At 61.6% G+C, this 25,949-nt stretch carries 20 protein-coding genes; 14 read left to right on the top strand and 6 right to left on the bottom strand.

The genetic code is table 11. The annotated features are described in order from the left end of the window. Positions 1-182: 182 nt before the first annotated feature. The gene (locus BLT26_RS05815; protein WP_091510056.1) at positions 183-584 is read left to right on the top strand and encodes a hypothetical protein; all 402 of its coding nucleotides are present in this window, start codon (positions 183-185) and stop codon (positions 582-584) included. A gap of 25 nt (positions 585-609) precedes the next feature. Here BLT26_RS05815 and BLT26_RS05820 read toward each other — a convergent pair whose 3' ends face one another. After that, positions 610-1,398: a hypothetical protein gene (locus BLT26_RS05820; protein ID WP_091510060.1), complete on the bottom strand. Its 789-nt coding sequence runs from the start codon at positions 1,396-1,398 to the stop codon at positions 610-612. Between the two features lie 193 nt (positions 1,399-1,591). Here BLT26_RS05820 and BLT26_RS16465 point away from each other — a divergent pair, with 193 nt between their 5' ends. Beyond that, entirely contained in the window at positions 1,592-2,407 is an 816-nt protein-coding gene (locus BLT26_RS16465; protein WP_245720607.1) for a hypothetical protein, read from the top strand. Between the two features lie 112 nt (positions 2,408-2,519). Here the strand turns inward: BLT26_RS16465 and BLT26_RS05830 are convergent, their stop codons facing one another. The 4 genes from BLT26_RS05830 to BLT26_RS05845 all read right to left on the bottom strand — a co-directional run bounded on the left by BLT26_RS05830 (position 2,520) and on the right by BLT26_RS05845 (position 8,870). After that, on the bottom strand, positions 2,520-3,461 hold the full coding sequence (locus BLT26_RS05830; RefSeq protein WP_175453036.1) for a hypothetical protein: 942 nt from the start codon (positions 3,459-3,461) through the stop codon (positions 2,520-2,522). A gap of 75 nt (positions 3,462-3,536) precedes the next feature. Continuing rightward, positions 3,537-6,704, bottom strand: coding sequence for an efflux RND transporter permease subunit (locus BLT26_RS05835; protein ID WP_091510064.1), 3,168 nt, complete (start codon positions 6,702-6,704; stop codon positions 3,537-3,539). Next, a complete protein-coding gene (locus tag BLT26_RS05840) occupies positions 6,701-7,870 on the bottom strand; it encodes an efflux RND transporter periplasmic adaptor subunit (protein ID WP_091510068.1) in 1,170 nt (389 codons plus the stop codon). Before BLT26_RS05840 ends, BLT26_RS05835 begins: the two co-directional genes overlap by 4 nt. A 292-nt stretch (positions 7,871-8,162) precedes the next feature. Further along, entirely contained in the window at positions 8,163-8,870 is a 708-nt protein-coding gene (locus BLT26_RS05845; protein ID WP_091510071.1) for a cyclic nucleotide-binding domain-containing protein, read from the bottom strand. A 394-nt stretch (positions 8,871-9,264) separates the two neighbouring features. On the opposite strand from BLT26_RS05845, the gene BLT26_RS05850 reads away from it, so the two are divergent. From BLT26_RS05850 to BLT26_RS05900, 11 genes are all read left to right on the top strand, one after another. After that, positions 9,265-10,425, top strand: coding sequence for a TonB family protein (locus tag BLT26_RS05850; RefSeq protein ID WP_091510075.1), 1,161 nt, complete (start codon positions 9,265-9,267; stop codon positions 10,423-10,425). Between the two features lie 163 nt (positions 10,426-10,588). Further along, the gene (locus BLT26_RS05855) at positions 10,589-12,673 is read left to right on the top strand and encodes a M13 family metallopeptidase (RefSeq protein ID WP_091510078.1); all 2,085 of its coding nucleotides are present in this window, start codon (positions 10,589-10,591) and stop codon (positions 12,671-12,673) included. A gap of 273 nt (positions 12,674-12,946) precedes the next feature. Further along, positions 12,947-13,732 carry an OmpW/AlkL family protein gene (locus BLT26_RS05860; RefSeq protein ID WP_091510081.1) on the top strand — a complete coding sequence of 262 codons (786 nt, stop codon included), beginning with the start codon at positions 12,947-12,949 and terminating at the stop codon, positions 13,730-13,732. A gap of 110 nt (positions 13,733-13,842) precedes the next feature. Next, on the top strand, positions 13,843-16,203 hold the full coding sequence (locus tag BLT26_RS05865) for an autotransporter family protein (protein WP_091510085.1): 2,361 nt from the start codon (positions 13,843-13,845) through the stop codon (positions 16,201-16,203). A gap of 10 nt (positions 16,204-16,213) precedes the next feature. Continuing rightward, on the top strand, positions 16,214-17,488 hold the full coding sequence (locus BLT26_RS05870) for an MFS transporter (protein WP_217631375.1): 1,275 nt from the start codon (positions 16,214-16,216) through the stop codon (positions 17,486-17,488). Positions 17,489-17,556: 68 nt separating this feature from the next. Further along, positions 17,557-18,885: a 23S rRNA (uracil(1939)-C(5))-methyltransferase RlmD gene (gene rlmD, locus BLT26_RS05875; RefSeq protein WP_091510089.1), complete on the top strand. Its 1,329-nt coding sequence runs from the start codon at positions 17,557-17,559 to the stop codon at positions 18,883-18,885. A gap of 58 nt (positions 18,886-18,943) precedes the next feature. Further along, positions 18,944-19,852: a DUF1853 family protein gene (locus BLT26_RS05880; protein ID WP_091510093.1), complete on the top strand. Its 909-nt coding sequence runs from the start codon at positions 18,944-18,946 to the stop codon at positions 19,850-19,852. Positions 19,853-19,944: 92 nt separating this feature from the next. Next, positions 19,945-20,505 (top strand): GbsR/MarR family transcriptional regulator, encoded by a 561-nt coding sequence (locus tag BLT26_RS05885; protein ID WP_091510096.1) that lies wholly within the window; start codon positions 19,945-19,947, stop codon positions 20,503-20,505. A 90-nt stretch (positions 20,506-20,595) separates the two neighbouring features. Next, positions 20,596-21,975, top strand: a complete 1,380-nt coding sequence (locus BLT26_RS05890) for a cytochrome ubiquinol oxidase subunit I (RefSeq protein WP_091510099.1) — start codon at positions 20,596-20,598, stop codon at positions 21,973-21,975. Beyond that, positions 21,972-23,003 (top strand): cytochrome d ubiquinol oxidase subunit II, encoded by a 1,032-nt coding sequence (locus tag BLT26_RS05895; protein ID WP_091510103.1) that lies wholly within the window; start codon positions 21,972-21,974, stop codon positions 23,001-23,003. The genes BLT26_RS05890 and BLT26_RS05895 overlap by 4 nt, the downstream gene beginning before the upstream one ends. Before the next feature lie 777 nt (positions 23,004-23,780). Then, on the top strand, positions 23,781-24,446 hold the full coding sequence (locus BLT26_RS05900; RefSeq protein WP_175453037.1) for a TetR/AcrR family transcriptional regulator: 666 nt from the start codon (positions 23,781-23,783) through the stop codon (positions 24,444-24,446). Positions 24,447-24,475: 29 nt separating this feature from the next. On the opposite strand, the gene BLT26_RS05905 is transcribed toward BLT26_RS05900, so the two are convergent. Next, entirely contained in the window at positions 24,476-25,153 is a 678-nt protein-coding gene (locus BLT26_RS05905) for a cupin domain-containing protein (RefSeq protein WP_091510111.1), read from the bottom strand. A 264-nt stretch (positions 25,154-25,417) separates the two neighbouring features. Between BLT26_RS05905 and BLT26_RS05910 the strand changes: the two genes are divergently transcribed. Continuing rightward, entirely contained in the window at positions 25,418-25,681 is a 264-nt protein-coding gene (locus BLT26_RS05910; protein WP_091510115.1) for an HP1242/YdcH family protein, read from the top strand. Positions 25,682-25,949 lie beyond the last annotated feature (268 nt).

The following is a 25,949-nucleotide window of genomic DNA, read 5'->3' on the forward strand; positions in this document are numbered from 1 at the left end:
CGCGATCGCATGGAAAGTGGAAGGCCGGCCACGCCGGCCTTCGGGCGGGAGCCAGCCATGATTTACGCAGGTTTGCCCGCCCGAGACAAGCCATCTGCTGCGGCAACGCCGCCATACTGCGACCGGGTGGCCCGCTCCCGTTATAATGCCCGGTAAATGATTTCTGCAAGGAGGTACTTGAGATGAGTGTTGGAGCCTGGGAACCGGAAAACCAGCAAGAGGGCGACGCCCCCGAATCGATCGACCGCGCTCAGCTCGAGCGATTTATCCACGCATTGCAACAGGGCGACCAGCTGCGCGAGTCGCTGAGCCTCGCCGACCAGGGGGCCTCTGCGCTAATGCGCCTGCCCGCCACCCAGTGGCTGCAGGAAAGCGAGTCCTGGCAGGATGATCAGCTGTGGGAGCTGATTCGCTTCTTTACCCTGGCTGAAGCACAGTTGCCGGGCTGGGATGGCGGCCCCGAGTCCCCGGTGATTCCGCTGGCAAAAACCCTGCGCCGGCGCAAGGCCCCGCTCAGCCGCGAACAACTGCTGTGGATACGCGAGCACTCCGACAATCGCTACCTGCCCTACGGACCGCTGTAATTTCCTCCCCGGTTATGCTGCCCGCTCAGTCGTCCGGCTCGAGTCGCGACAGCTGGGCCCGCAGTAGCGCGCTGTCACCCGGCTGGCGGTAATTCGCCGGCAGATGCCGCCACAGGACATAGCCGTCGCGATCAACCAACCACAGGGACGGCCGGCAAGCCCCGAACCCACTTCTCCGGCGCCGGCCCGCCCTCCTGATCCCCAGCAGCCGCACCCACAGGGGAACTCCGCCCGGCTCCACAAAAAAAGTGGAAGCGTCCCCACTCCCCGCAGCCACCGTAAGGAAATTGGTACGCCCGCTATCGCGGGGAGCACCTGCTGTCCAGTGATCCGCCGGCTCTGCTGTCAGCACCACCCCGATCGCACCATGCTTCTCCAACGCCGGCTCAAGCCCTGCCAGCTCAGCAACCAGTTTCCTGCTACTGCCACAAAAACTCCCGCGCGCGATGATCACCAGCGCGCCGCCTGCCTCGTATTGGTGCAGCCGGTCCCGGATCTCATCGCCTGGCTTGTTAATACTTTGCAGGCGTGGAAAGAGTGTGTCGATATCGGGCATCGGTCCATGGTGCACAGACGATGCGTGGAAAAGGTAAACCAGCACCAGGCCCAGGTTGAGAAGCGAGAGATAAAGTGGAGCACCTCGCTCGGTGTCGGCCAACAGGGCAACTGCCAGTCCTGCCAGAACTACCGCGAGCGCCGGCGACTCCCGATCATCACCGGCAAAAACTGTGGGACGCAGATAGCGTAACAGCATCCATGCCGGCAGGCCCCAGCTGGTCAGCACCAGTGCCAGCCATGCCAGTCGATCCTGCAAAGCCCACTGGAAAAATGCGAAAAATCCACAACCCCAGAGCCAGCTGAAAGCCGTGAAAGTAAAAATTCCCTTAAAATTAGCCATAAAAGGTCATATTGGCCCGAAAAAACTTGCAATTTATTATATAAATACGATGCAATTAGCGCGATGAATTTTTTTCGTCCACGACAACATTAAATTACAGGGATATTTTATGGCTGCACGTAAGAAAAAGGCCGCTCCGGCACGCAAAAAATCCACTGGCTCGGTCAGCGATGTAAACAAGCTGGAAACCGAACTGAACTCGCTCAAGGCCAAGCTGGACCAGGCTCGCGAGAAACAGGAAAAAGACGCGGCAAAAGCTGCCGAGAAGGCAGCCAAGGAAGCCGAGAAGGCGGCCAAGAAGGCCAAGGCGGCACAAGAAAAACTGAAAACCGTTCGCGCCAAGAAGAAAACCGCAGCGCAACAGCGTCAGCTGGCTACCGCCAGAAGTGCTGCTGCAGCTGCCAAGAAGGCCGCTGACAATGCCAAGGCGACCGCGCAGGATGCCAAGGCACAATTGGCCAGCATCAAGGAAGACAACAAGATGGCAGCCAAGGTTGCCAAGGCTGTAGCCAAGGAAGAGGCAGCGGTAACCAAGAAGCTTGCCGCCGAGGCCAAGAAGAAAGCCGCTGCCGAGGCCAAGAAGGCCGCCGCTGCTGCCAAGAAGCAGGCCGCTGCTGAGAAGAAGAAGGCTGCCGCGGCCGCCAAGAAAAAAGCTGCTGCCGAGAAGAAGAAAGCAGCTGCAGCGAAGAAGAAAGCCGCTGCCAAAGCCAAGAAGGCTGCAGCTAAAGCCAAAAAGGCTGCGAAGAAAGGCCCCGGACGCCCCAAGAAGGCAGCAACCAAGAAGGCAGCAACCAAGAAAGCTGCGAGCAAGAAAGCGGCCACCAAGAAGTCTACCGCCAAGCGCGGTCCCGGCCGGCCGAAGAAAGCAGCGGCCAAAAAGAGCACTGCCAAGCGTGGACCGGGTCGCCCGCCCAAGAGCAAGTAACCCGACCAGGCCTGTCACCAGGTATCCGTAACCGGTTACCTGTCACGGAAACCCCGGCAAGTTGCCGGGGTTTTTCGTTTGCGACAGCAGACATATATCTTCCGTCATTCGCTCACGAATCTCCTCCGGGGGCCGGGTTCAGCTGCAGGGCGCAGATGCGGTGATGGCGGTCCAGCTTCAGTACGCAGTCAGCCCGGTCGGGCATCTCTGCCAGCAGGTGCCGGGTGACCCGTTCATAATGCTGGACGAACCTGGCTATTTCCGCGTCGGTCATGCCACGGCCAGTGCGCTCGCGGAGTTTATGCTCCTGCAGGCGCCGCCACTCCAGTACGCTCTCCATACCGGGCACCTGCAACATCACCAGCAGGTCCAGGCGGGCAAACAGGGACCGGTAGGGGCCATCCAGCTGCTCGCGGATATAGTTGCGCCAGCTGCCGTCGGCATCCTCACTGCGCTCCAGATCATTTACCGGGTCGTCGTCGGCCTGCCAGGGACGGGCACCGACACACCAGCCCTCGAACAGCAGGATATCCACCGGTACGCGGGAGACCGGCCAGGAGTCTACCGGCGCCCGGTCATCGATCGACTTGTCAAAAACGGGTATGGCTACATTGCGTGCGCCACTCTTGCCCGCAAGGGCATCGAGGGTTTCGATTCCGAGCCCTACATCATGGGTACCGGGTACTCCCCGGGTGGCCAGGAGCGGGTGCACTCGCCGGGCGAGTTGCCGCCTGTCGTTGCGGGTAAGGTAAATATCGTCGAGGGAAAAACCCGCGCTCTCGAGACCCAGTGCGCGCCAGACCATCCGCAGGAAGTCAGTGAGGGTCGACTTGCCGGAGCCCTGCCCCCCGCAGATGCCGACAACCAGGGTCCTGCCCTCCTCGCGCTGGCCCGCAAGCCAGACTGCGAGCGGCAGGTAGTAACCGACGATCACCTGCCTGAAGGAGTCCGGCAGCTGGTGCGCGGCAATAAACCGGTCAATTTCCCTTCCCAGCTCACCCTGCAGCTCATCGGCCCGGGCCCTTACCGGCCCGGGCCAGGCTGATTCAGCCATAGAAAACTCCCTTACTTTATTTTTTATCGGCGATATGGATTGGCGGACCTCACCGCTCCGGTCATCGCCCTTCTCTCAGCCCTCTCCCCACTGGTGGCCGCGGATGCGCGGTGGCATAAGGTGGGACAGGCTTTCCTTCAGTTGCCCCGGCAGCACCAGCATGATGGGGGTAACGACCAGAGTCAGCAGGGTGGAAAATGTCAGTCCGTAGACAATCGCACTCGCCAGCTGCACCCAGAATGAGGCAATCACCCCTCCCACCACGATATTGCGGCCGAGCATATCCACACTCACCCCCAGGGCCAGGGGGAGAAGACCGAGAATCGTGGTGGCGGTGGTGAGGAATACCGGCCTCAGGCGTTGCGCCGATGCCTTCACCGCCGCCGCGGCAGGGGACAGCGCCGGCTCGCTGTTACGGACAAAATTGTAGGTATCGATCAGGACGATATTATTATTCACCACGATGCCCGCGAGGGCGACAATGCCCACGCCGGTCATGATGACGCTGAACGTGGTCTGCGTGACCAGCAACCCCAGCAAGACGCCGATCGTGGACATCACGACGGACGACAGGATCAGCAGTGACTGGTAAAAGCTGTTGAACTGCGTCACCAGCAGGATAAACATCAGGAAGAGGGACAGCAGGAACGCCACGCCCAGGAACGCCATGGATTCATTCTGCTCCTCGTCCGCACCGCGGAATAACAGCTCGACATCGGCCGCCACCGGGTTATCCTCCAGCCAGGCCCGGATCTCCCGCACCTTGTCGTCGGCGAGCACACCCTCTTCCACATCCGCCTTGACCTGCATGCGGGTAACGCCGTTGATGCGCTCGATCTTGTCCACTTTCGGCCTGGGCCGGGTATCGACGAAGCTGCCTACCGGTACCGCGCCACCCGGCGTATTGACCTTGAGGCGATCGAGCGCGGCAATGCCGCGTGCACTTTCCGGGTAGCGGATGCGGATATCCACCTCCTCGTCACTGTCGTCGGGGCGGTATTCCGCCATGCGCACCCCATTGGTAACCAGCTGCACGGCGCGCCCCACTTCTGTCAGGTCCGCGCCGTACAGGGCCGCCTTGGTGCGATCCACCTGTACTTCCCACTGGATACCGGGCAGCGGTGCCGTGTTGACGATATCGCGCAGCCCCTTGAATTCGCCTTCCAGTGCCCGGTGCAAGCGCCAGGTCTCCGCCAGTAACTGGTCGTAATCCCGGCCGCGCAGCTCCAGCACAATCGCCTTGCCCACCGGCGGGCCGCCCTCGAAAACATTTGCGGTCACCTTGATGCCGGAAAAAACCGAAGTCCGCTGGCGCAGGTCGGCGAAGATCTCGCGACTACGGCGCTCACGTTGCTGTGCGGGATAGAGCTCGACCAGGATGTTAGCGATCTGGTCCGGGGCCCGGTCGCGGTTGCCGGAGAGCCCGCCGGAGCCGACGGCGGTATAGGCGATCCGGACCTCGGGCACCTCGAGCACCGCTTTCTCGACATCGGCGACCAGCGCGCGCTGCTCCGGAACCGACAGGTTTCCCTGGGCCCGCACCGCGACATTGCCGTACTGCTCTTCCGTATCCGTAAAAAATTCGACTCCGGCCCCGAAAGAACCATACGCAACAATGATGCCGGCCAGCATCAGCACCACGCCACCGAAAGCCAGCAGCGGCCGACGCACCAGCCGGTCCAGCAGCCGGGCAAACACGCCGGTGAGACCGGTGAGCGCCGTCGGCTGGCCACTCTCCAGCTGCTTCAGGTATTGGCGCGTCTCCGCGTCCAGGCTGCCCTTGCCGAACAGGCTGCCCAGTACCGGGGCAAAAAACAGCGCATACAGCAGTGAGCCCGCCAGCACCGCGAACACGGTTACCGGCAGGTAGCGCATGAAGTCGCCCACCACGCCGGGCCAGAACATGATTGGCAGGAAGGCCGCCAGGGTGGTGCCGGTTGAGGCCACCACCGGCCAGAACATGCGGCGCACCGAAAGGGTGTAGGCGACCCGCGCCGACATGCCCTCGGCCATCTTGCGGTCCGCATACTCGGTGATGACGATGGAACCATCGATCAGCATGCCCAAGGCCAGCAGCATGCCGAACATCACCATGAAATTGAATGAGAAGCCCAGGTACCAGGTGATGATCGAGCCGAACAGCAGCGAGAAGGGAATCCCCAGCCCCACCAGCATACCCGAGCGGAAACCCAGGGCGGCGACGACGATGATCATCACCAGCAACATGGCCGTGAGGATATTGCCCTCCATCTCACTGACCATGTCACGCGCAAATTGCGACTGGTCGAAGACGAAATTCACCTCGACACCACGGGGCAGCTGGTCCAGCTCCCCATTGACCACCTCGCGCACCCGGTCTGCCAGCGCCACTGAGCTGGCGTCATTGCGCTTTTCCACATTAATGGCCAGCCCGGGGCGGCCGTTGACGCTGGTATAACTGATGGGATCCTTGAAGGTGCGGCGAATGTCGGTGACGTCACCCAGGGTCACCACCCCATCAGTCGACGATTTAACCGGGATGCCGTAGACATCGCGCGCGGTCTCGATCAGGCCCGGCACCTTTACCGAGAACCGGCCGCGCTCGGTAAGCAGTTCGCCGGCGGGAATCAGCAGGTTATTGCCGAGCACGGCATTGATCAGCTGGCCGCTGGTGATCCCGTAGTGCTCAAGGCGCACCGGATCGATGATCGCCTCAACCACTTCCTCGCGGTTGCCGCCCAGGTCGGCGCTCAGTACCTCGCTGATATTTTCTATGCGCCGCTGCAGGTGCTGAGCCGACTGGAGAAGGGTCCGCTCTCCCACGCCCTCGCCGGCAAGCGTCACCACGATAGCCGGGAAGGGCTGGGCAGCGGCCTCTTCCACGATGGGTTCGTCAGCGTCCCGCGGCAGCTCCGCGCGGGCCCGGTCCACGGCATTGCGGACCTCGTCCAGGGCATCGTCCACCGGCGTCGCCGTGTCGAATTCCACCACGAGATATACCAGGGACTCCCGCGCCGTGGCGATCATCTCCTCCACCCCCTCGAGGGCGCGAATCTCCTGCTCCAGGGGACGCACCAGCAGGCGCACGCCATCCTCCGGGGAAATACCCTCGTGGCGCACCTGCACAATTACAAACGGGGGATTGACCTCGGGATTGGTCTCGATGGTCATCATCTGTCGGGCGACCACCCCCACCAGCACCACCAGCAGCATCAGGCTGATAGTACTGCGGGCCCGGGACACGGCAGTGTCGAGAACACTCATGGCCGGTCCTCGCCGTCACCGGCCACCGGCCGGATGGCCGCCTGTCCGTCGGGCTCCGGCGCCGGCAAGCCGGACTGCCCGTCCTCGAACTCGACACTGACCACCTGGCCCGGCGTCACGTACTCCTGGCCCACGGTGATCAGCGTGGTCCGCTCCGGCAGCCCGGTAACCCAGACGCCCTCACGGCCATCACCGACCAGCGTCACGGTGGAGAACAGGACCCGGTTCTCCCGGTCCAGGTGCCGCACGCCCAGCTCGCCGCGGTCGTCAAGGGTCAGCAGGGAGGAATTGATCAGGTGGGCCCGCACCTCGCCGGTAGGCAGGGCCAGGCGACCACTGAGGCCGGCACGCAACTGCCCTTTCGGATTATCGACCTCCACTTCCACCCGGTAGGCCCGGGTGGTCTCGTGCGCATCCCGGCTGACGTAACGCAGGCGCCCTTCAACCCTGGTGCGGTCGTGCAGTTCAGCGCCAGCTGGCCGGCCGGGGACCAGGTCGCCTACCACGCCTTCGGAAACCTCGCCCACCACGAGGACGGGATCCAGGTCGAGCAGGGTCGCGCACTCCTCGCCGCGGCGGATGAAGTCGCCGAGCTCCACCGCCCGCCGGTTCACCACACCGGCAAAGGGGGCCCGGATCTGCAGGTTTTCCATCTCCACCCGGGCCCGCTCGTACTCGGCGCGGGCACTGGCCACTGAGGCCTCCTGCCCGGCCAGTTCAGTCTCGGATAGCAGCCCCTTCTTGTGCAGTTTGCGGGCGCCGGCGATATCCAGTTCCGCCTTGCGCAATGCGGAGCGCGCCCGCTCCAGGCGCTGGGGGCGGTCCTCTGCTTCCAGGCGGCAGATCACCTCGCCCTGACGCACCGCCCGCCCCTCCGCCACCGGCACAGCAGTGATCACCCCGTCCAGCTCGGCGCGGAGCCGCACACTGCGGTTGGCCTCAGTATGGGCATTGATATTGACCAGGGTCGTATAGGGTCGGGCCTCTATCCGTCGCGCCCGCACGGTGACGGGTAGGACTTCCGGCCCGTCGCCCCCGCGGACGGCGGACGCGTTATCGCCAGCGGGGCGGAGCAGGCCGCTCAGCAGCCAGAGGACCGCCGCCGCGGCGACAATCAGCGCGGTCAGGTAGTTTTTCTGGCGCCAGATCACAGCAATGGAATTCATTCGGCAAAACCCGTTCTTGAAGCAATACCAGTATGGTTACCGCATGGCGGCGACGGAGGATTATAGCTACCGCCCGGGATCGGCCGTCTGCCGTATTGTGAAATACGCAAGCACTTCAGGCACCGGCAGGCGCGCTTCGCCCAGGCTGGCCTCGCCCCAGGCCGACAAGGGGCCGCGCCCACGCCAGTTGTGGTGCCGGGATGGTGCCAGCGGAAGCCGGCGCCGTAATACGGCAGGAAACGGGGAAATGTGGGCGGCACCCCGATAGATACCGCCACGGGGGGCAATCAGATCAGGAGAGCATGGATTCCAGGAAATCCGACATGTCGGCACCCTCATCCACCAGCTCGCCACTGCCGAATTCGGCATTCCAGTCCAGCAGGATCTGTGCCAGTGCACGCGCCTGCTCGGCGAGGGCCATCAGTTCCTCGCGGCTGTTCTTGGGGCCAGTGTACAGTTTGAGCCTGCGGTGGCTGTTTGCCAGTTCATGGTCGGGATACTTGGAGCGGTAGACCTCGAGCTTCCAACGCAGGGAGTGCACCATATTCCGGTAGAATATGAGCTTGGTCGAGACGTGCAGCAGCGAGAAATCGGCGAGGTCGCCGAACAGCGTGCAGTCGACCCCCAGCACTTCCGTATCGCGACTGGTGGGTGCGGCGGAAACATTGGCGCTCCGCGGCTCCGCCAGCAGCATCGACAGGTCCCCGAACACTTCCCCGGGGCGGATGACAGCGAGCGGGCGCGCGTCCTGCCCGGCCGCACCATCACCGCTGTCGATGTGGACATTCAGCTCGCCGCGCAACAGGAAATAAACCCACTGGTCCACGTCGCCTGCCGCCAACAGTCGCTCTCCCGGGGCAAGGCTTACCAGGCGGGAACGCTTCAGCACCACGTCGTACTGCCAGGCACTGGCCGCGCGAATGTCACGAAAAAGATGAATGACATTTAACAGGCGGTCTACGGCTTCACGGGGATAGTCACTGAGCGGCTTTATTTCCATGGGGTACTTCGCAAAAGGTGTCCAGATCGGGAGAGACGGCACAAAACGTCGGCATATCGAGCAAAAAAGAGACAGCCGGCCCTGGCTCGCCACTTTTCCATCGGGCCTGTAATGAGATTTTCCTGATTGTACTGTGCTTACGCGGGGTGTCTTCCCGCAGCAAGCTCGACTTGAAAAAAACGAGACATTCTACCCGTTTTAGACTTGAACTCCATTGCAGTTGAAGTAGAGTTAGTCACAGCCCGAACAAAATGAAAAGATCGTACTACTCAGGCGCTCCAGGGTCGCCAGGGATAGGACACTGGTTTACCGGGCAACGCCCTTCGGGGGAGAAGAGCGTAAGTAACCCACTCCACGGATTTATCCCATCCGGAAAGACAGACACCAAAATAAAATGAAATCACTAAAATTCATCACCGCAATAATGGTGTTTGCCGCGGCAGTCTCAGCCAACGCTGCACCGTTACTGAACGGGCTCGCACTGGAGCAACAGTTTAACAAGGACCGATATATCGCCGCTGTCTATTCCGACACACTTGCTGACAGCGCCAGTACACTGCTCGACGAGAACACGACGCGCCGACTGGAAATCCGGGTAATAGCCGACAGCCTGTCCGCACGCCGTTTGCGCAACCAGTGGATGGAAGCCATTGCCATCAACAACTCGGGCAGCACCCTCTCCGCCCAGGCAGACAACATGGTGACCTTCGCCAACCTGCTGAAAGGTCGGCTCAAGAGGGGTGACCAGCTGCGCGTGGACTTCGATGGTGCCAGCGGTGCCAGCACTGTTTCCCTCAACGGCATCCAGCTGGGCCGGGTCCAGGATCGTAAATTCTTTACCACCCTGCTGCGCTCCTGGGTAGGTCCCGTGCCGCCCTCCACGGAGTTTCGCGAAGGGCTCCTGGCCGCCGGGAATGTGGATTCAGGCCTGCTCGGGCGCTACGAACTGCTGGAACCCTCCGACGCGCGCATACTGCAGCTGACGGAAGCCCAGCAGGAGGAGGAAGAGGAGTCCAAAGCAGAGCAGGACTCCGAGGCCGTGGCCCAGAAGCCCAAGCCCTCCAAGCCGAAGGTGGCAGCCGCTATCCCGCCGCCCACCCTGGCAGCGGCCGGCAGCACGCCGCAGGCTCCGGCCACCTCCAAGCCGGCGCCGGCCCGCAGCAAACCCAAGTCCCAGGCCGCCGCGAGCAAGCCACGCCCGGCAGCGAAGGAAGAAGCCGAGCCGGAGGAGGATGACCAACCGCTGACCGCCGACATGCTGCTGGCTCGCCAGATTTATCACTCCATGCTGCTGCGGCACACTTACGAACATATCAGCTACCCGTCACGGGCTCTCCAGCGCAACCAGGAGGGCAGCGTCCAGGTCCGTGTGACCATTGATCCCGCTGGCGAGGTTCGGGATGTCCAGACTGTGCGGGAATCTCGCTTCAGCGACCTGAACAAGGCGGCGGTCTCCGCCATCAAGGCGGCCTCCCCCTACCCCAAGGTTCCGCCAGCCCTGGCCAAAAGCAAGTACGAGTTTTCCGTACCGATTACCTTCCGCCTGCCGGATTAAGACCACGGCCCCGCAGAACCAAGCCCCGCCTCGTGCGGGGCTTTTTCATTTGCGCCCGTCACCCAACGCCCACCGAACACCACTGGCCGCAGCCAGGTTGCCCGCATCTGGCACCAAAGTTTACTATCGGGCCGGTATCCCGTAGCCCGAGAAAGGCCAAAACATGAAAAAACTGATTCTTTCCCTCGCCGTTGCCGGCGCCGTCGCTGGCTGCTCCAAGCCGGAGAACAGCTCGACCACCCAGGCAGAGGCCGCATCTACCCAACAAGTAACTGCCGAACAGGTCTCCCGCCAGCAGGCGGCACTGGGGTCAGGCATCGACCTGGATGCCATGAACACCGACGTCCGCCCGCAAGATGACTTCTTTGCCTATGTAAACGGGCGCTGGCTGGAAGAGACCGAGATTCCTGCGGACAAGTCCCGCTGGGGCACATTTGACCAGCTGGCCGAGCTGAGCACCCAGCGCGTCAAGAGCCTGATCGAAGAGGCTAGCAAGCATGCCGACAGCCCTGACGCCAAGAAGATCGGTGCGCTCTTCAACAGTTTCATGAATGAGGAGCTGATCGAGGAGCTTGGCATGGAGGCCATTGCGGATGAAATGGCCAAAATCGATGCTATCGAGGACCGCGAGCAGCTGACCCGCTATTTCGCCTATGCCGACACCATGGGCTATGACGCCCCATTCGGGGTTTTCATCAACCAGGACGTCAAGGATGTTGAATCCTACACGGCCTACTTCTGGCAGTCGGGCCTCGGCATGCCCGATCGCGACTACTATTTCGACGACAGTGACAAGGGCAAGAAGCTGCAGCAGGCCTACCAGGAGTACCTGGTCGAAGTACAGCAGCTGGCAGGGCTTGAAAATGCCGGGGCCAAGGCTAAAGCCATTTACGAACTCGAGAAGAACCTGGCCGAACACCAGTGGACCCGTGTCGACAACCGCGACCCCGACAAGACCTACAACAAGAAGACCCTGGCCGAGCTGGCCGAGCTGATGCCCGCGATCGACTGGGACATCTATCTCCCCGAAGCGAAACTGCAGGGGCTGGAGAGTGTGGTCGTAGGCCAGCCGGACTACTTCGAGCAGGCCAACCGGATTGTCGCCGACACCGATCTCGACACCTGGAAGCGCTACCTGAAGGTCAAGCTGCTGACCTCCATGGCGCCCTACATGCACGAGGAGCTGGCCCAGGCCCGCTTCGATTTCTACGGCACCGCCATCCGCGGCGTGACCGAAATGGAACCCCGCTGGAAGCGCGGCGTCCAGGTAGTCAACGGCGGCCTCGGCGAGCTGGTGGGCAAGCGCTATGTAGAGAAGCACTTCCCGCCGGAAGCCAAGGCGCGCATGCTTGAGCTGGTGGACAACCTGAAGGCAGCTTATCGCGACTCCATCGAGTCACTGACCTGGATGAGCGAGGAAACCAAGCAGCAGGCCCTCGACAAACTGGCCAACTTCTCCACCAAGATTGGCTACCCGGATGAATGGCGCGACTACACTGCCCTGACAGTGAGCACCGAGGACCTGGTAGGCAATGTGCTGGCGTCACGCCGGTTTGAGACAGCTTTCCAGCGCAGCAAGCTGGGACAGCCGATCGACCGCGGCGAATGGCATATGCATCCGCAGCGGGTAAACGCCTATTACAACCCGCCGATGAACGAGATCGTGTTCCCCGCGGCCATCCTGCAACCGCCGTTCTTCAATATGGAGGCGGAAGATGCCGTGAACTACGGCGGTATCGGCGCCGTCATCGGCCACGAGATTGGCCACGGTTTTGATGACAAGGGCAGCAAGTACGACGGCAAGGGCTACCTCAACAACTGGTGGACCGACAGTGACCGGGCCAACTTCGAGAAACTGACCGGCCAGCTGGTGAACCAGTTCAATGAGTTCGAGCCGCTCGACGGTGAACACATCAATGGTGAGCTCACCCTCGGTGAGAACATCGGTGACCTGTCTGGCCTGGGTATCGCCCACAAGGCCTATCGGATGTCCCTCGACGGCGAGGAAGCCCCGGTCATCGACGGCTTTACCGGCGACCAGCGCCTCTTCATGGGCTGGGCACAGGTCTGGCGCGGCAAGACCCGTGACGAGGCCCTGCGCACACGCCTGAAGACGGACCCGCACTCGCCGAAGAAGTACCGCGTGCAGGGTATCCTGCCCAACCTCCCGGCCTTCTACACCGCGTTTGACGTGAACGAGGGAGACGAGATGTACCTTCCCGAAGAGGAACGGGTCACCATCTGGTAAGCCGCAGACGCTACCTCCAAAGCCCCGCCCAGCGGGGCTTTTTTTTGCCCGGTGAATACTCATGACCGCGCTCCATTCCAACGCAAATCCTGCGCAGGGTTCCTCGCCGGAGCTCCAACCGGAAGTATGCGTGCTAATGTAAAAGGTCAGTGGCGCGGCCCGTTTCCACCAGGGCGAAGCTAATGACAAGTGCGCCAGTTATTTCACCAGAGCGGTCGCCATTGCCTGCGGCCGGTCAGCGGTAAATATCCCACTCCCCGCACGGAGCATGTAATGAAGCCGACGCATTTTCTTTCTGCCATGGCACTCACTGTGTCCCTCCCGGCGATGGCGGGCCCGATGGGGGAGGCGATGGAAGAGACGATCGGCGAGGTAAGGGATGAGTGGCACCGGATTGACTGGGGCGAGTTCCTGGTGCGTGTCGGGGGCTCACATATCCGCCCGGATGACCGCTCCAGCCAGCTGAAATTTGTCCTGCTCCAGTCATTTGATCTCTATCGCACCCGCTGGGAGTTCGACAGCGAGACCACCTGGAACATCTCCGCCGTCTGGCGCCCGATGGAGCACTGGGGCGTCGAGCTCATGTATATCGACGGCGCAGAGTACGATGTCGACCTGAGCGCTTTTTATGTCTATCCAGGTCGCAACTCCATCGACCTGGGAAAGTTTGAGGCGACTTCCTCGAACGTCTTTATCAACTGGTACCCGCTGGAAGCCACCTGCCTGTGGCGGCCCTATCTCGGCCTGGGCGTCAATTACACCGACTACCACGATGACCATCTGGATGGCGAGTTCTCGTCCTATCTGGTGGATGCAGATCTGGCGACGGGCCCGGGTGTCCTGCGGCTCGGGCATTCCTGGGGGCCGGCCGCCCAGATCGGTGCGGATGTCACGCCAATTCGCTCCACTCCCCTGCTGCTGAATTTTGCCCTGCTTTATTTCAAGTCGGATACTGACGCCACCGTCCGCTTCCCGACCCGATTTGGCACCGACCGCCTTCGCTCCAAGTTCGATTACGACCCCTGGGTAATCAATTTCGGTATTGGCTATAAATTTTGAGCCGTTCGGGAGATACAGGAATGCGGCCCGCACAGTGACAGCAGAGTCGGTCCAGGACACTGGACCGGAGACGGACAGGCAGCATAAGCACTGATAACGATGGAATTCCGGTGAGCGAAGAAAGCATCCAAGAGACCGCCATAACTCGCAGCCACAGGCTGATAGGCACTTCGTTGGTGGCCCTGGGGCTGCTCAGTGCCGGCAGCACCGGCTGGGCCGCCTGCAGTCCCGGCAATATCGGCACGCCCGGTAATGACGTCATTACCTGTGACGCGGACAACGACGCAGAGGGGGCAGACGTGGAGTCCCTTGGCGGCAATGACACATTGGATCTGCTTGGCGGGACCATCAACAATGTCGATGCGGGTGAGGGTGACGACCAGGTAAATATCCTGGGCGCGATCGTCGAGGGCAATCTCGCCACCGGCAATGGTGCAGACACCATCATACTCAATAGTCGCGATTCGGATGTCGGAAGCTTTTTCGGCGATGCAGGCATTGACGCCGGCGCCGGCAACGACACGATTGAAATCCTGGACGGGCTGGCGTTCCGCGTCCGCGGCGGGGAGGGAAACGACGAGATTCTCCTCGACGGCGGTTTCGTTTATGAGTATATCGACGGGGGCCCGGGGGATGACATCATTCACTGGGATGAGGGCCTGGCGGCAGAGGTTCGCGGCGGCACTGGCTCCGACTTCCTGCGCATCGACTCTTTCGCCTATGAGGGAGATGCCATTCTCGACGGTGGCGACGACTTCAGTGCGGATGATGGCGATATCGATACCCTGATCTTTATCCTCGACTACACCGTGGATGGCGGTCTGTTGCGCAACTGGGAGCGCATTGGCGTATGGGGCAGCTCCAAGATGATTTTTACCGGAGCACTTGAGGTCGGTGGCGGGTTCGACGCGGACGGCAATCACCTGGGCCTGGATATTTTCTGGGGCGGCCTGGTCGAGTTCGACCCAGCCGAATTCACCCTGACCGGCAATATCGCCAATGCCGGCACCGTCAACCTGCAGAACGACCGCTTCGATGTGCTTTCGGTAGTGCGCAACAGCAGCGGCGAATACGGCAATTACATTGGCCGTAACGGGCGCTTGTGGCTTGAGGCAAAACTCAATACCGACACCTCCCAGACCGACCTGGTGCGAATCTCCGGCGCGACGTCGGGGCACACCACGTTGAGAGTGAGGAACCTGGGCGGCCTTGGGGCCCTGACCACCGGCGACGGTATCAGGATAGTCGAGGTCGGCGGCAACTCGCCGGAAGACGCGCTGGTGCTCGACGGGGATTATATTAGTCGTGACGGCTACCAGGCCGTCATCGCCGGCGCCTATGGCTACACCCTCCACCACAACGCACTCACCGATCCCGACGACGGCAACTGGTATCTCCGTTCCTCGCTCCCGGTACCACCGGGCAGTCCCCCCGATGCCCGGCCCCGCTGGCAGCCCGGGGCCACGATATACGAGTCCTACGCACAGGTACTGCGTTCACTGAACCACACCGACAGCCTGCGCCAGCGTCTGGGCAACCGTTTCTGGATGGGTTCCAGCTACAAGGATCTAGCCATCTGTGACTATGTCCAATCCCAGGAGCGGACCATCGACGGCGGTGGACCCTGGATCCGCGCCGAGGCCCGCCATACCGATGAAGTCCCGGGTTTTTCAACCACTGCTTCCCAATGGGAACAGGATCGCTGGCGCGTCCAGCTCGGCATCGATGCCCCGCTCGGTTACACCATCTACGGCCGTTCACCGATCGCCGGTGTTGCGCTTCACTATGGCGAGGCAGATACCGATGTTCAGTCGTTTTTTGGCCGCGGCGAGATCGAGACCGAATATTTCGGTGCGACCGGCACCCTGACCTGGTACGGCACAGACGGCACCTACAGCGATGCCCAGGTCTACCTGAACTGGTTCGATTCCGATTTTCGCGCCCGTGGCCTGCGAACCCTGCCGGAAGGCCGCGAAGCATTCGGCTACGGCGTCTCGTTTGAGGCGGGGCGCAGCATCAAGCTGTGCGACTCCTATTCGGTCACTCCCCAGTTGCAGCTGAATTACAGCAACGAGGACGCCGAGGACTTCCGTGATGTCTACGATGTGAAAGTTGCAGGCGCGGATAACGGCGGGCTGCGGGTGCGCCTGGGCGCAGCCTTTGAAGAGCGGGTGACCCGGCGCAAGTCGGGCGAGGACATGTTCGGCACGCGCGAGCTCGAGCGCTACAGCCTCTACATCACCCCCAGCATTGTTTATAACATCGGTGATGAAACCAGCGTCACCGTTTCCGAAACTGTGCTCGAGCAGGAGCCGGACGACTGGTTCGGCACCCTGTCCATGGGCGCGACTTATGACGAGTGCGGTGATTATTGCTCGATCTATGGCGAGCTCAACCTCTCCACCAGTCTCGAGCACTTCGGTGACAGTGTCGGTGCCGCAGTGATGGTCGGGCTGCGCCTGAAGTGGTGAGCCGGGGCATATGGCCCGCGCGCGGATGGATACCGGCACACACGAGCGACGCACCGTGTGGAGTTGGGCACTGTATGACTGGGCCAACTCTGCCTTCGCCACTGTCGTCCTCGCCGGTTTCTTTCCCCTCCTGTACCAGGACTTCTGGAGTGCCGGCACCTCGGTAGAGACCGCCAACCTGCGGCTGGGCTGGACCAACGCCGCCGCTTCGCTGCTGGTGGCCGCGGGCGCACCGCTGCTGGGCGCGCTGGCCGACCGTGCCGGCGCGCACAAGCGCCTGCTGTTCCTGTTCGCCGTACCCGGCATGCTGGCCACCGCTTTGCTCGCAGGCGTGCCCGGCGGCGACTGGGCGATGGCATCGTTGCTGTTCGTCCTCGCCACTGTGGGCTTCATGGCCGCCAACCTGCTCTACGACGCGCTGCTGGTCAGTGTCGCACCCGCAGCCCGCTGGCACGCGGTATCCGGGCTCGGGTTTGGCCTCGGTTACCTGGGCGGCGGCCTGCTCTACCTGGGCTGCGTGATAGCCGCGCTGCAACCGCAGTGGTTCGCGCTGGCAGATTCCACCGCGGCGGCCCTGGCCGCTTTTGTCGTCACCGCAATCTGGTGGGGACTGTTTTCCCTGCCGCTGCTGGCCTGGGTCGGCGAACCCCGGCCCCGGCCGGGCACACCCGGCCAGTCGCTCTGGCGGCAGGCCACCGGACAGCTGCGCAGCACCCTGCGCATGCTGCCCCGCTACCGACCGGTGGCTATCTTCCTGCTCGCCTACTGGCTGTATATCGACGCAGTGGGCACCGTGATCCGGATGGCGGTGGCCTATGGCCGGGCCCTCGGCTTCGAGCGCTCGGACCTGATCCTCGCCCTGCTGCTGGTCCAGTTTGTCGGCTTTCCCGCAGCGGTAGCCTTCGGCTACCTGGGTGCGCGAATTGGCGCCAGGCGTGGCATCTATATCGGCCTGGCCGTATATACCGTCGTCTGTATCTGGGGCGCATTCATCCGCTCGCCGTGGGAGTTCTTTGCCATTGCGGTGCTTATCGGCCTGGTGCAGGGCGGCGTCCAGGCGCTCAGCCGCTCCCTCTACGCACAACTGATCCCGCCGGCGATGAGCGGGCAGTTCTTCGGGTTCTACAACCTGATGGGGAAATTCGCTGCGCTGATAGGACCGCCGCTGTTCGGTCTTTTCGGGGCCTGGTTCGGGGATGTGCGCTATTCCATGCTGGCCCTGGTCCTGCTGTTTGCTGCCGGTGGGCTGCTGCTGGCACGCGTGCCCGGGGGCAACCGGCAGTGACAGCGGGGCCACGCCTCCCTATCATTGCGCCCGAATTCGTCCAATTGCACATAAGCGCGGTACCCAGCATGAAAAAACGGCGCCAGCGCCTGCCCGCCGGCACGCCCACCGTCGAGATTGAACGCCTTAGCCACGAGGTACGCGGTATCGGGCAGGTGAAGGGCAAAACCGTCTTCGTCGACAATGCGCTGCCGGGCGAGACTGTGCGGATTGCCTATACCGCCAGCCGGTCAAAGTTTGCCGAGGGTGTGGCCCGGGAAATCCTGCATGCCTCACCCGATCGCTGCCTGCCGCGCTGCCGCCATTTCGATACCTGTGGCGGCTGCGCCCTGCAATACATGGAGCCGGCCGCACAGATCGCAGCCAAGCAGGACATCCTGTGCGACCAGTTGCGGCGCTTCGCCGGTATCGAGGTCCCGGAAATCCTCCCGCCCCTGGCTGCTGCACCCTATGGATATCGCCGCAAGGCACGCCTCGGCATCCGCGCGTCCCGCAGCCGCGGGGTGGTACTGGGTTTCCGCGAGAAGCGTTCCAATAATCTCACGCCTATCAGCGAGTGCCCGATTATGCCGGAGAGCTTCGCCGCAAAGATCCCGGCACTGGCAAACCTGATACGCGAATGCGAGGGGCGCGCGGGCTTTGCCCACCTTGAGGTTGCGATCGGTGAGGATGCGACCGGACTGGTCCTGCGCCACCTGCAGCCGCTGTCAGAAAAAGACCTCGCACTGTGGCTGGCATTCGCGCAGGCCAACAGTTTCCACCTGTACCTGCAGCCGGGCGGGGCGGACAGCGCCCACCGGGTATGGCCGGACGGACAGCGTGAGCGGTTGCACTACCAGCTCCCGGAGTTCAGCCTGGAGCTGGGCTTCCACCCACTCGACTTCATCCAGGTGAACTTCGCCATCAATCGGCAGATGGTGAGCCGGGCCGTCGAGCTACTGGATATCCGGCCGGGAGAGCGGGTACTGGACCTGTTCTGCGGGCTGGGGAATTTTACCCTGCCGCTGGCACGCCGTGCCGCTCAGGTAGTCGGTGTGGAGGGTGCCCCCGAGCTCCTGGCGCGGGCAAGGGAAAACGCCGTCCGCAACGGCGTGGACAACGTGCAGTTCCACGCCGCCGACCTGACCGCAGATATCACCTCCAGGCCGTGGGCGAAAGCGGGTTTTGACAAGATACTGATCGACCCCCCGCGCACCGGCGCCATCGAGGTGATACGGGAGCTGGCGCGCTTTGGCGCGGAGAAAGTGGTCTATGTCTCCTGCAATCCCGCCACCCTGGCGCGCGACACTGCCGAACTGGAAAAGCTGGGATACCGGCTGGCTCGCGCAGGAGTCATGGACATGTTCCCGCAGACGACGCACGTGGAATCCATCGCGCTTTTCGAGCGCGCGACCTGAACGCATCCGCGGCTGCCCAAGTGCTGCCACGGAAATTCAGCATCACCGGGGAGAGCCGATGCAGCAGAGGGACGCAGCAGCCAACCACTGGGCCAACCTCGAATGGGCATGCTCCACGCCCCATATCGCCACTGATGCGCGGCTGCCGTGGCTACCGGCGGGGAGACTCGCAGCGCTGGGGGACTTTTTCCGCTCAGGGGCAACGCGCCGCCGGCTGCAACCCGAACTGGAGGCCACGCTGGCGGCGAGTACCAGTCCCCGGCTGGGGGTCTATTTCGAGGACCTCTGGTCCTTTATTTTCCGGCATCATCCCGACTACCAGCTTGTGGCGCGTAACCTGCCCCTGCGCTGTGCAGGCCGAACACTCGGGGAGCTGGATTTTGTCGTGCGCTACCTGCCAGACGGGGTATTCGAGCACTGGGAAATTGCCGTCAAATTCTATCTCCAGGTGAGGGGAAGCTACTGGGTGGGGCCGGGATTGCGGGACCGGCTGGATACGAAGCTCGCCCGCATGGCCGAACACCAGCTGCCGGTGGCAGGTTACCCTGAATCGCGCTCGATCCTGGCGCGGGAGGGCATCCATATCGACCGCCAGTGGACCCTGATGCCCGGTCGGCTGTTCCGCCCGCTGGAGCAGCAGAATGCTCCTCTCCACCAGTCCCCTACCCCGGTGAATCCGGCCAGCTGCCACTACTGGTGGGCAACTGCCGAGCAGTTCATCCGCCAGTTCGAAGCCCGTGCCCTGGCCTGGTGCCGGCTGCCCAAGCGCACCTGGCTGGCGGATTACGGCTATCGGCCCGGTGTCAGTTACGATTGTGACGCCCTCGCCCGGACGCTTGCGAACGGAGAAGGAAAACCTGGCATGCAGCGGCCGGTTTGCGTTGCCGGTCGCGACGACAGCGGGGAAGCGAGCCGCGGATTCCTGGTGCCGGGGAACTGGCAGGCAAGGGTCCTCGACAGCCTCTGAATCCTCCCCGATCAATAATCCCAACCCAATCGCATTGACATATATCAAGTTCCGCCTATAATTTTCAGAAATTTCTGAAAGTTCAAAAAATCATGAAGCTTACTGACGACTCCCAGGCTTTCGTGCTGCACTTTGGCGAAATGGGCAGCCGCTGGGGCTTCAATCGCACCGTCGGCCAGATGCTGGCGTTGCTGACCATCCACTCGGAACCGCTCAATGCCGACCAGCTGGCCGAGGCGCTGAAAATCAGCCGGGGCAATGTCAGCATGGGGCTCAAGGAACTGCAGGCCTGGCGACTGGTGGAGCTGCACCACCGGCCCGGCGATCGCAAGGATTACTTTACCGCCGCCGGATCCATCTGGGACATGGCGCGCACCGTATTCGAGGAGCGCCGCAAGCGCGAGCTGGATCCCACCCTGTCACTGTTGCGGCAACTGCTGCTGAACGAGCCACAGGACGGCGCGGAAACCCTCGCCCAGGAGCGCATGCGCGAGGTATACAGCCTGCTGGAATTACTCGACCAGTTTGCCACCACCCTTAGCCGGCTGAGCGAAGCCGACCTGCAGCGTCTGATGAAGCTGGGCTCCGGCCTCGGCCGGCTGCTTGACCTGAAAGACAAGGTCAGGGGAGGGGCTTCCGGCAGCGGCGAGTGAAGTATCCCCACGCGTACATACAATCCTACCAGGGCGCGCCGGAGCATCTATCCTTTAGCGTCGGAACGCCCAACACCAGCCGAGGTAACAATGCTAGATACTCTGGCCCTGTCGCGGGTGCAGTTCGCAGCCAACATGAGCTTTCACATCCTCTTTCCCACAATCACCATCGCATTGTGCTGGCTGCTGTTCGTTTTCAAGCTCAGGTACGACCAGACCGACAATCCGGTGTGGATGCGCGCCTACCGTTTCTGGGTCAAGGTGTTCGCCCTGAACTTTGCCCTCGGGGTTGTCAGCGGCATTACCATGTCGTTCCAGTTCGGCACCAACTGGCCGGGATTCATGGAGACCGTGGGCAATATCGCCGGCCCCCTGCTGGGGTACGAGGTGCTCACGGCCTTTTTCCTCGAGGCCACCTTTCTCGGCATCATGCTGTTCGGTATCAACCGGGTTCCCAGCTGGCTGCACACTCTCTCCATCCTGGTGGTGGCCATCGGCACCATGTTGTCCACCTTCTGGATCCTGGCGCTCAATTCCTGGATGCACACACCTGATGGATTTGAGATGCGCGAGGGTGTCGCCCACGTCACCAGCTGGCTGGATGTCATATTCAACTCGTCTTTCCCCTATCGCTTTACCCATATGCTGATCGCCTCGGGCCTTACCGCCTCGTTCTTTGTGGCTGGCCTGTCCGCCTATCGAATCCTGAAAGGCGATGAAAAACTGGCCCCCCGCCTGGCCCTGAAGACCGGGTTGGTAATGGCGGCCATCCTGGCCCCGATCCAGGCCTACGTCGGGGACCTGCACGGGCTCAACAGCCTGGAGAACCAGCCGCAGAAAATTGCGGCCATGGAAGGCGTCTGGGAGACCGAGCGCGGAGCGCCCCTGTTGCTGTTCGCCATTCCCGACGAGGAGCAGCGCACCAACCATTTTGCGATCGGCATACCACGGCTGGCCAGCCTGATCCTGACCCATGAGCTGGATGGGGAAGTGCGCGGACTCAATGAGTTTGAGGGTAACCACCCGCCGGTCAAACCGGTTTTCTTCGGCTTCCGGATAATGGTCGGTATGGGCATGCTGATGCTGGTCACCGCCTGGACTGGTTGCTACCTGCTGCGAAGAAGGGGGGAGTTGCCGCGCTGGATGCTCAGGGTAATGGTCGGGATGACTTTCTCCGGCTGGGTGGCAACACTGGCCGGGTGGTACGTCACCGAGATCGGCCGGCAGCCCTGGCTGGTAACCGGGGTCCTCAGGACTGCAGATGCTGTCACCCCGCTGGCGCCCGGGAACGTCCAGCTATCCCTTTCGCTCTATCTGGCGGTGTACGTAATCCTGATGTACGCCTATATACACACGCTCAGGGTAATGGCGCTCAAGGCCGTCAAGATGGAGGAGTTCGAGACCGAGACCCCCTCCTCCGAGGCCGCCATCACCAACCTTCCCGGCAAGGCTGAGGAGGGCAGCGCATGAATACCGAGTTCCTGGCCGGCGGCCTTACCTATGCAGAGTGGTTACCGGTAATCTTCATCGGGCTGATGGGAATGGCGGTACTCATCTACGCCATCCTGGATGGCTACGATCTCGGGGTCGGCATCCTGCTGCCAATGGACTCCGAGCACGAACCCCAGCGCGACATCATGATCGCCTCAATAGGCCCCTTCTGGGATGCCAACGAAACCTGGCTGGTACTCGCCATCGGCATTCTGCTGATCGCCTTCCCTTCCGCGCACAGCATGATCCTGATGCATCTGTATATACCTGCGGCGATCATGCTGATCGGCCTGATCATGCGCGGCGTGGCTTTTGATTTTCGCGCCAAGGCGGCGGTGGACCTCAAGCTCACCTGGGACCGCACCTTCAAGGCCGGCTCCCTGCTGACCACGCTCACCCAGGGCTACATGCTCGGCCAGTACATCATGGGCTTCAATACCGAGTGGAATGCAGTCGCATTCTCCTGCCTGAGCGCGCTCGGCGTCACCGCGGCCTACTCCTATGTGGGCGGGGCCTGGCTGGTAATGAAAACCGAGGAGGAACTGCAGCGCCGTGCAGTCAGCTGGACCAAGAATGCCGGTCGCGCGACATTCATCGGCGTGGTGGCGGTCTCGATCGTCAACCCGCTGGTGAATCCCGGTGTTTTCGATCGCTGGTTTACTTACCCGCTGGTGATGTTCGTCCTGCTGATTCCGGCTGCCACTTTTGCCATTTTCGTTTTCAACGATCGATTGCTCGCACGGCTTCCCAAGGAAAATGATCGCTACTGCCGTGTACCTTTCTTCCTGAGCGTAACGATTTTCCTGCTGTGCTTTACCGGTCTCGCCTTCAGTTTCTTTCCGGAAATTGTCCCGGGCAAGCTGGATATCTGGGAGGCCGCCAGCGCAACAGAGTCATTAAGCTTTATCCTGGTCGGCACTGCGATCGTCGTTCCCCTGATCCTGGCCTACACCGTACTGGCCTACCGGGTATTCCATGGCAAGGCTTCACACCTGAAATACCACTGAGCGTAAACCTGCATATCCCTGGAGGCCTGCAGGTCGGTACGGACTGCCCAGTCCCATTGTGGCGCCACCTGCTCGCGACACGCCTGGAGGGCAAGTTTCCTTTCCCCGGCGTGCGCAGCTCCTCCGGCAACCGGAAACAGACACCGGATCCCCCTGCCGGGCTGCTCACATCGGGACCAGGGAAAACCGGTAACTTCCGAGCAACCTGAACAAAAGTTCAATTTAAAAAGGTCGCCGATGATTACCGGGACATTATGTTTTGAGACCTGCATCAAATTCACTGAATTGACTTGACGGCGCGCACGGAAAAAACGTGATAAGAATCTTTCCAACCCCAATAAAAATTTATACCATCCTGCGCTCTTGGATGATTTGATAATAAAAAAGAGCCAATAAAATAAATTGGCACATAAAAGCAAAAATTAAGGTCAGGGAGGATCGCCAGCCCAAATGCTGATAGCGCATATCCGGAAGTCCCTGCCCGACTGAGTAATCATTTGGATAACAACCTGAAAGTTATTTAAAGCAATGGACGCGAATATTACCGATTACAACCAGAAGCCTCTTCTCTCCCGGTCGAGATTTCTTAGCGGAAGATCCGTCCCGGCGCCCCATACGCCCTGGCGTTTGACCGAGGCCAGCTAGCCACAGCCGACTTTGCTGCCGGCCCGTCGAACGGCTGCTGCCTTCCCCCCTGTCCTATAGCGACGGGGGCTGTGGAAGCGGTCCCGGTCCAACCGCGCGAGGACGATGACTGTGAAATACTGGAGTAGAGAATTGAGCGATACTGATCAAGTGACGCTGGGTAAGCGCGAACTGGCCCTGCCCCGCAAGCCCCAGCGAAGAAACGGCCGAGAGAAATACGAGAAGCTACTGGACACCCTGGAATCGCTGCTTTCGGAACGGGAAGCCAGCGAAATCACGCTTGCCGACCTGAGCGAAGCGGCAGGTGTCCCAACTGCTTCGATTTACCATTTCTTCCCCAGCAAGGATGCCGCGCTGACAGCGCTGGCCGAGCGCTATTTTGATACCAACTTCCGCCAGGATGCCTTTCGCCCGGCAGCCACGGAATACACTAGCTGGCAGGAACTGGTATGCCTGGTCAGCGAGCGCGCCCTTTCCTATTACCAGTCAAACAGCTCGATGCAAAAACTCCGGTTCGGGCCCAACGCCACCTGGGCGATCCGCGACCTGATCATGGGCAATAACCAGCGACTGGCTGAAGTCATGTTTGAGGCCTGTAGCCGCAGCTTCCTGCTGCCGGATTCCAATGACTGGCACTCGCGGTTCTTGCTGGCAGTGGGCATCAGCGATGCATTCTGGGCCATGTCCTATTCCCGCTACGGGCGGATTACCGGGGAACTGGTCAGCGAATCCAAGCGTGCCACCATCGCTTACCTGAAAATGTATATCGGTGAGCTGCTGGAGAGGCGCACCGGCTGACTCGCTGCCGCCACTGCGCCACTTGTCGGTCACAGATGATTGCGGGCGCCCATTCCGCTGAGATGTCCCGTCTTGCGGTAAATCAGGGCCGGCCCCCCGGTAGTGGATAATGCGTGCACTTCGCCCGGCGGGTTGCGGATCCAGCTGCCTGCCGGGTAACTTCCCAGGTCGTCACGCAGCACTCCCTCAAGCACGAGAATCTCCTCGCCGCCGCTCGGGTCGGGATCCCGAAATTCCCTCCCGGGTTCCAGGCGCATGAGAGTTACCCGCTCCCTGTCCAGCGCATGCAGGGGTAAGACCTTCGCTTCCGTGCCGGATTGCCAGTTGGCCGTCCCGGCATCAATTACGGTACGGCTGGTCTCGTTTTCGCTATGCTGGTGCAGCTTGACAAAAATGACGCAGCCCTGCGCTCCTACCCGGGGACGATGGTGCGAGCCAATGGGATTGCGAATATAGGTGCCGGCGGGATACGAGCCATGCTCATCGGCAAATTCACCCTCGAGCACAAGTATTTCCTCGCCACCGCCGTGTTCATGGGAGGGAAATTCACTATCGGGGGCATAGCGCACCAACGAAGTCGCGCGCGCCACTTCCCCGCCGATACGGTCCAGCATCATCCGTTCGACACCCTCGACAGGCGATGGCTTCCAGTCGTATTCATCCGGCAGCACGACGGCGCGCCGGGTAAAATCGGCATTCAGTTTCATAGTGAATTCCTGGCGCTAAGAGGGGATATTTCCGACGACATGCTAGTCACAGCTTGTAGACAACGCAATTAATGTAGCCGGCCGCAGGGGCGGGGATACCGCCGCCCATAAGCCCGGGCAGGAGGACAACAGGAAACTGGCGCCGTTCCACTTATAGTTGGCGCTGCAACCAACCTCGTCACCCACCGGCCAGCTTACACTGCTCCCGAGCCATGAAGAGCAGGTCCGGCTGGCCGCAGCAGCAAATCAACGAAGGAGCCCCCTATGCCCTATATCGAAGCCCACACCCTCGAGCGCGACTTTCCGGAACACGTGGATATCATCAAGCAGCTCTACGAAGAGAACCTTGAATTCAAGCTTGAGAGCGAGCGGTATCACCAGCTGGACAAGAAGATCCGGGGCCTGGAGGCCGCCGGGGTGACCACCGATGACCAGAACTACAACTCCCTGAAAAGACTGCGGGTACAGATGAAAGACCAACTGTACCAGCAGATCATCGATTTCAGCCCGGCGCACGAACCGGGTTGAGCAGCGCACTGGCTTCCCGGCGGGCGCGGCGCCTGGCCTGACCAGCCACCGCGCCCTCGTCCACACCGAAAATCGCCCCGTGGGGCGGCGTATCCCCAATGCGCTCCCGCCACTGACAAAGCGCTCCCGCTTAAAGCACTGTCTATTACGGCGTGCATCTTTCGGGGCCGCTAACATCCCTGCAAACCATTATTGTTTGTGTTTACGAATTTCAGGTGGATGTCGCCGAAGATAACTACAATATTGACGTGGCAGATCAAAAATTAGC

It is taken from the genome of Microbulbifer yueqingensis (genome assembly GCF_900100355.1).
Lineage (GTDB): Bacteria > Pseudomonadota > Gammaproteobacteria > Pseudomonadales > Cellvibrionaceae > Microbulbifer > Microbulbifer yueqingensis.

Bases quoted from the DNA above. Each gene is read 5' to 3' on its own strand.
- BLT26_RS05815 (WP_091510056.1), top strand. From the start codon at position 183: ATGAGTGTTGGAGCCTGGGAACCGGAAAACCAGCAAGAGGGCGACGCC.
- BLT26_RS16465 (WP_245720607.1), top strand. From the start codon at position 1,592: ATGGCTGCACGTAAGAAAAAGGCCGCTCCGGCACGCAAAAAATCCACT.
- BLT26_RS05830 (WP_175453036.1), bottom strand. From the start codon at position 3,461: ATGGCTGAATCAGCCTGGCCCGGGCCGGTAAGGGCCCGGGCCGATGAG.
- BLT26_RS05835 (WP_091510064.1), bottom strand. From the start codon at position 6,704: ATGAGTGTTCTCGACACTGCCGTGTCCCGGGCCCGCAGTACTATCAGC.
- BLT26_RS05840 (WP_091510068.1), bottom strand. From the start codon at position 7,870: ATGAATTCCATTGCTGTGATCTGGCGCCAGAAAAACTACCTGACCGCG.
- BLT26_RS05845 (WP_091510071.1), bottom strand. From the start codon at position 8,870: ATGGAAATAAAGCCGCTCAGTGACTATCCCCGTGAAGCCGTAGACCGC.
- BLT26_RS05850 (WP_091510075.1), top strand. From the start codon at position 9,265: ATGAAATCACTAAAATTCATCACCGCAATAATGGTGTTTGCCGCGGCA.
- BLT26_RS05855 (WP_091510078.1), top strand. From the start codon at position 10,589: ATGAAAAAACTGATTCTTTCCCTCGCCGTTGCCGGCGCCGTCGCTGGC.
- BLT26_RS05860 (WP_091510081.1), top strand. From the start codon at position 12,947: ATGAAGCCGACGCATTTTCTTTCTGCCATGGCACTCACTGTGTCCCTC.
- BLT26_RS05870 (WP_217631375.1), top strand. From the start codon at position 16,214: ATGGCCCGCGCGCGGATGGATACCGGCACACACGAGCGACGCACCGTG.
- rlmD (WP_091510089.1), top strand. From the start codon at position 17,557: ATGAAAAAACGGCGCCAGCGCCTGCCCGCCGGCACGCCCACCGTCGAG.
- BLT26_RS05880 (WP_091510093.1), top strand. From the start codon at position 18,944: ATGCAGCAGAGGGACGCAGCAGCCAACCACTGGGCCAACCTCGAATGG.
- BLT26_RS05885 (WP_091510096.1), top strand. From the start codon at position 19,945: ATGAAGCTTACTGACGACTCCCAGGCTTTCGTGCTGCACTTTGGCGAA.
- BLT26_RS05890 (WP_091510099.1), top strand. From the start codon at position 20,596: ATGCTAGATACTCTGGCCCTGTCGCGGGTGCAGTTCGCAGCCAACATG.
- BLT26_RS05895 (WP_091510103.1), top strand. From the start codon at position 21,972: ATGAATACCGAGTTCCTGGCCGGCGGCCTTACCTATGCAGAGTGGTTA.
- BLT26_RS05905 (WP_091510111.1), bottom strand. From the start codon at position 25,153: ATGAAACTGAATGCCGATTTTACCCGGCGCGCCGTCGTGCTGCCGGAT.
- BLT26_RS05910 (WP_091510115.1), top strand. From the start codon at position 25,418: ATGCCCTATATCGAAGCCCACACCCTCGAGCGCGACTTTCCGGAACAC.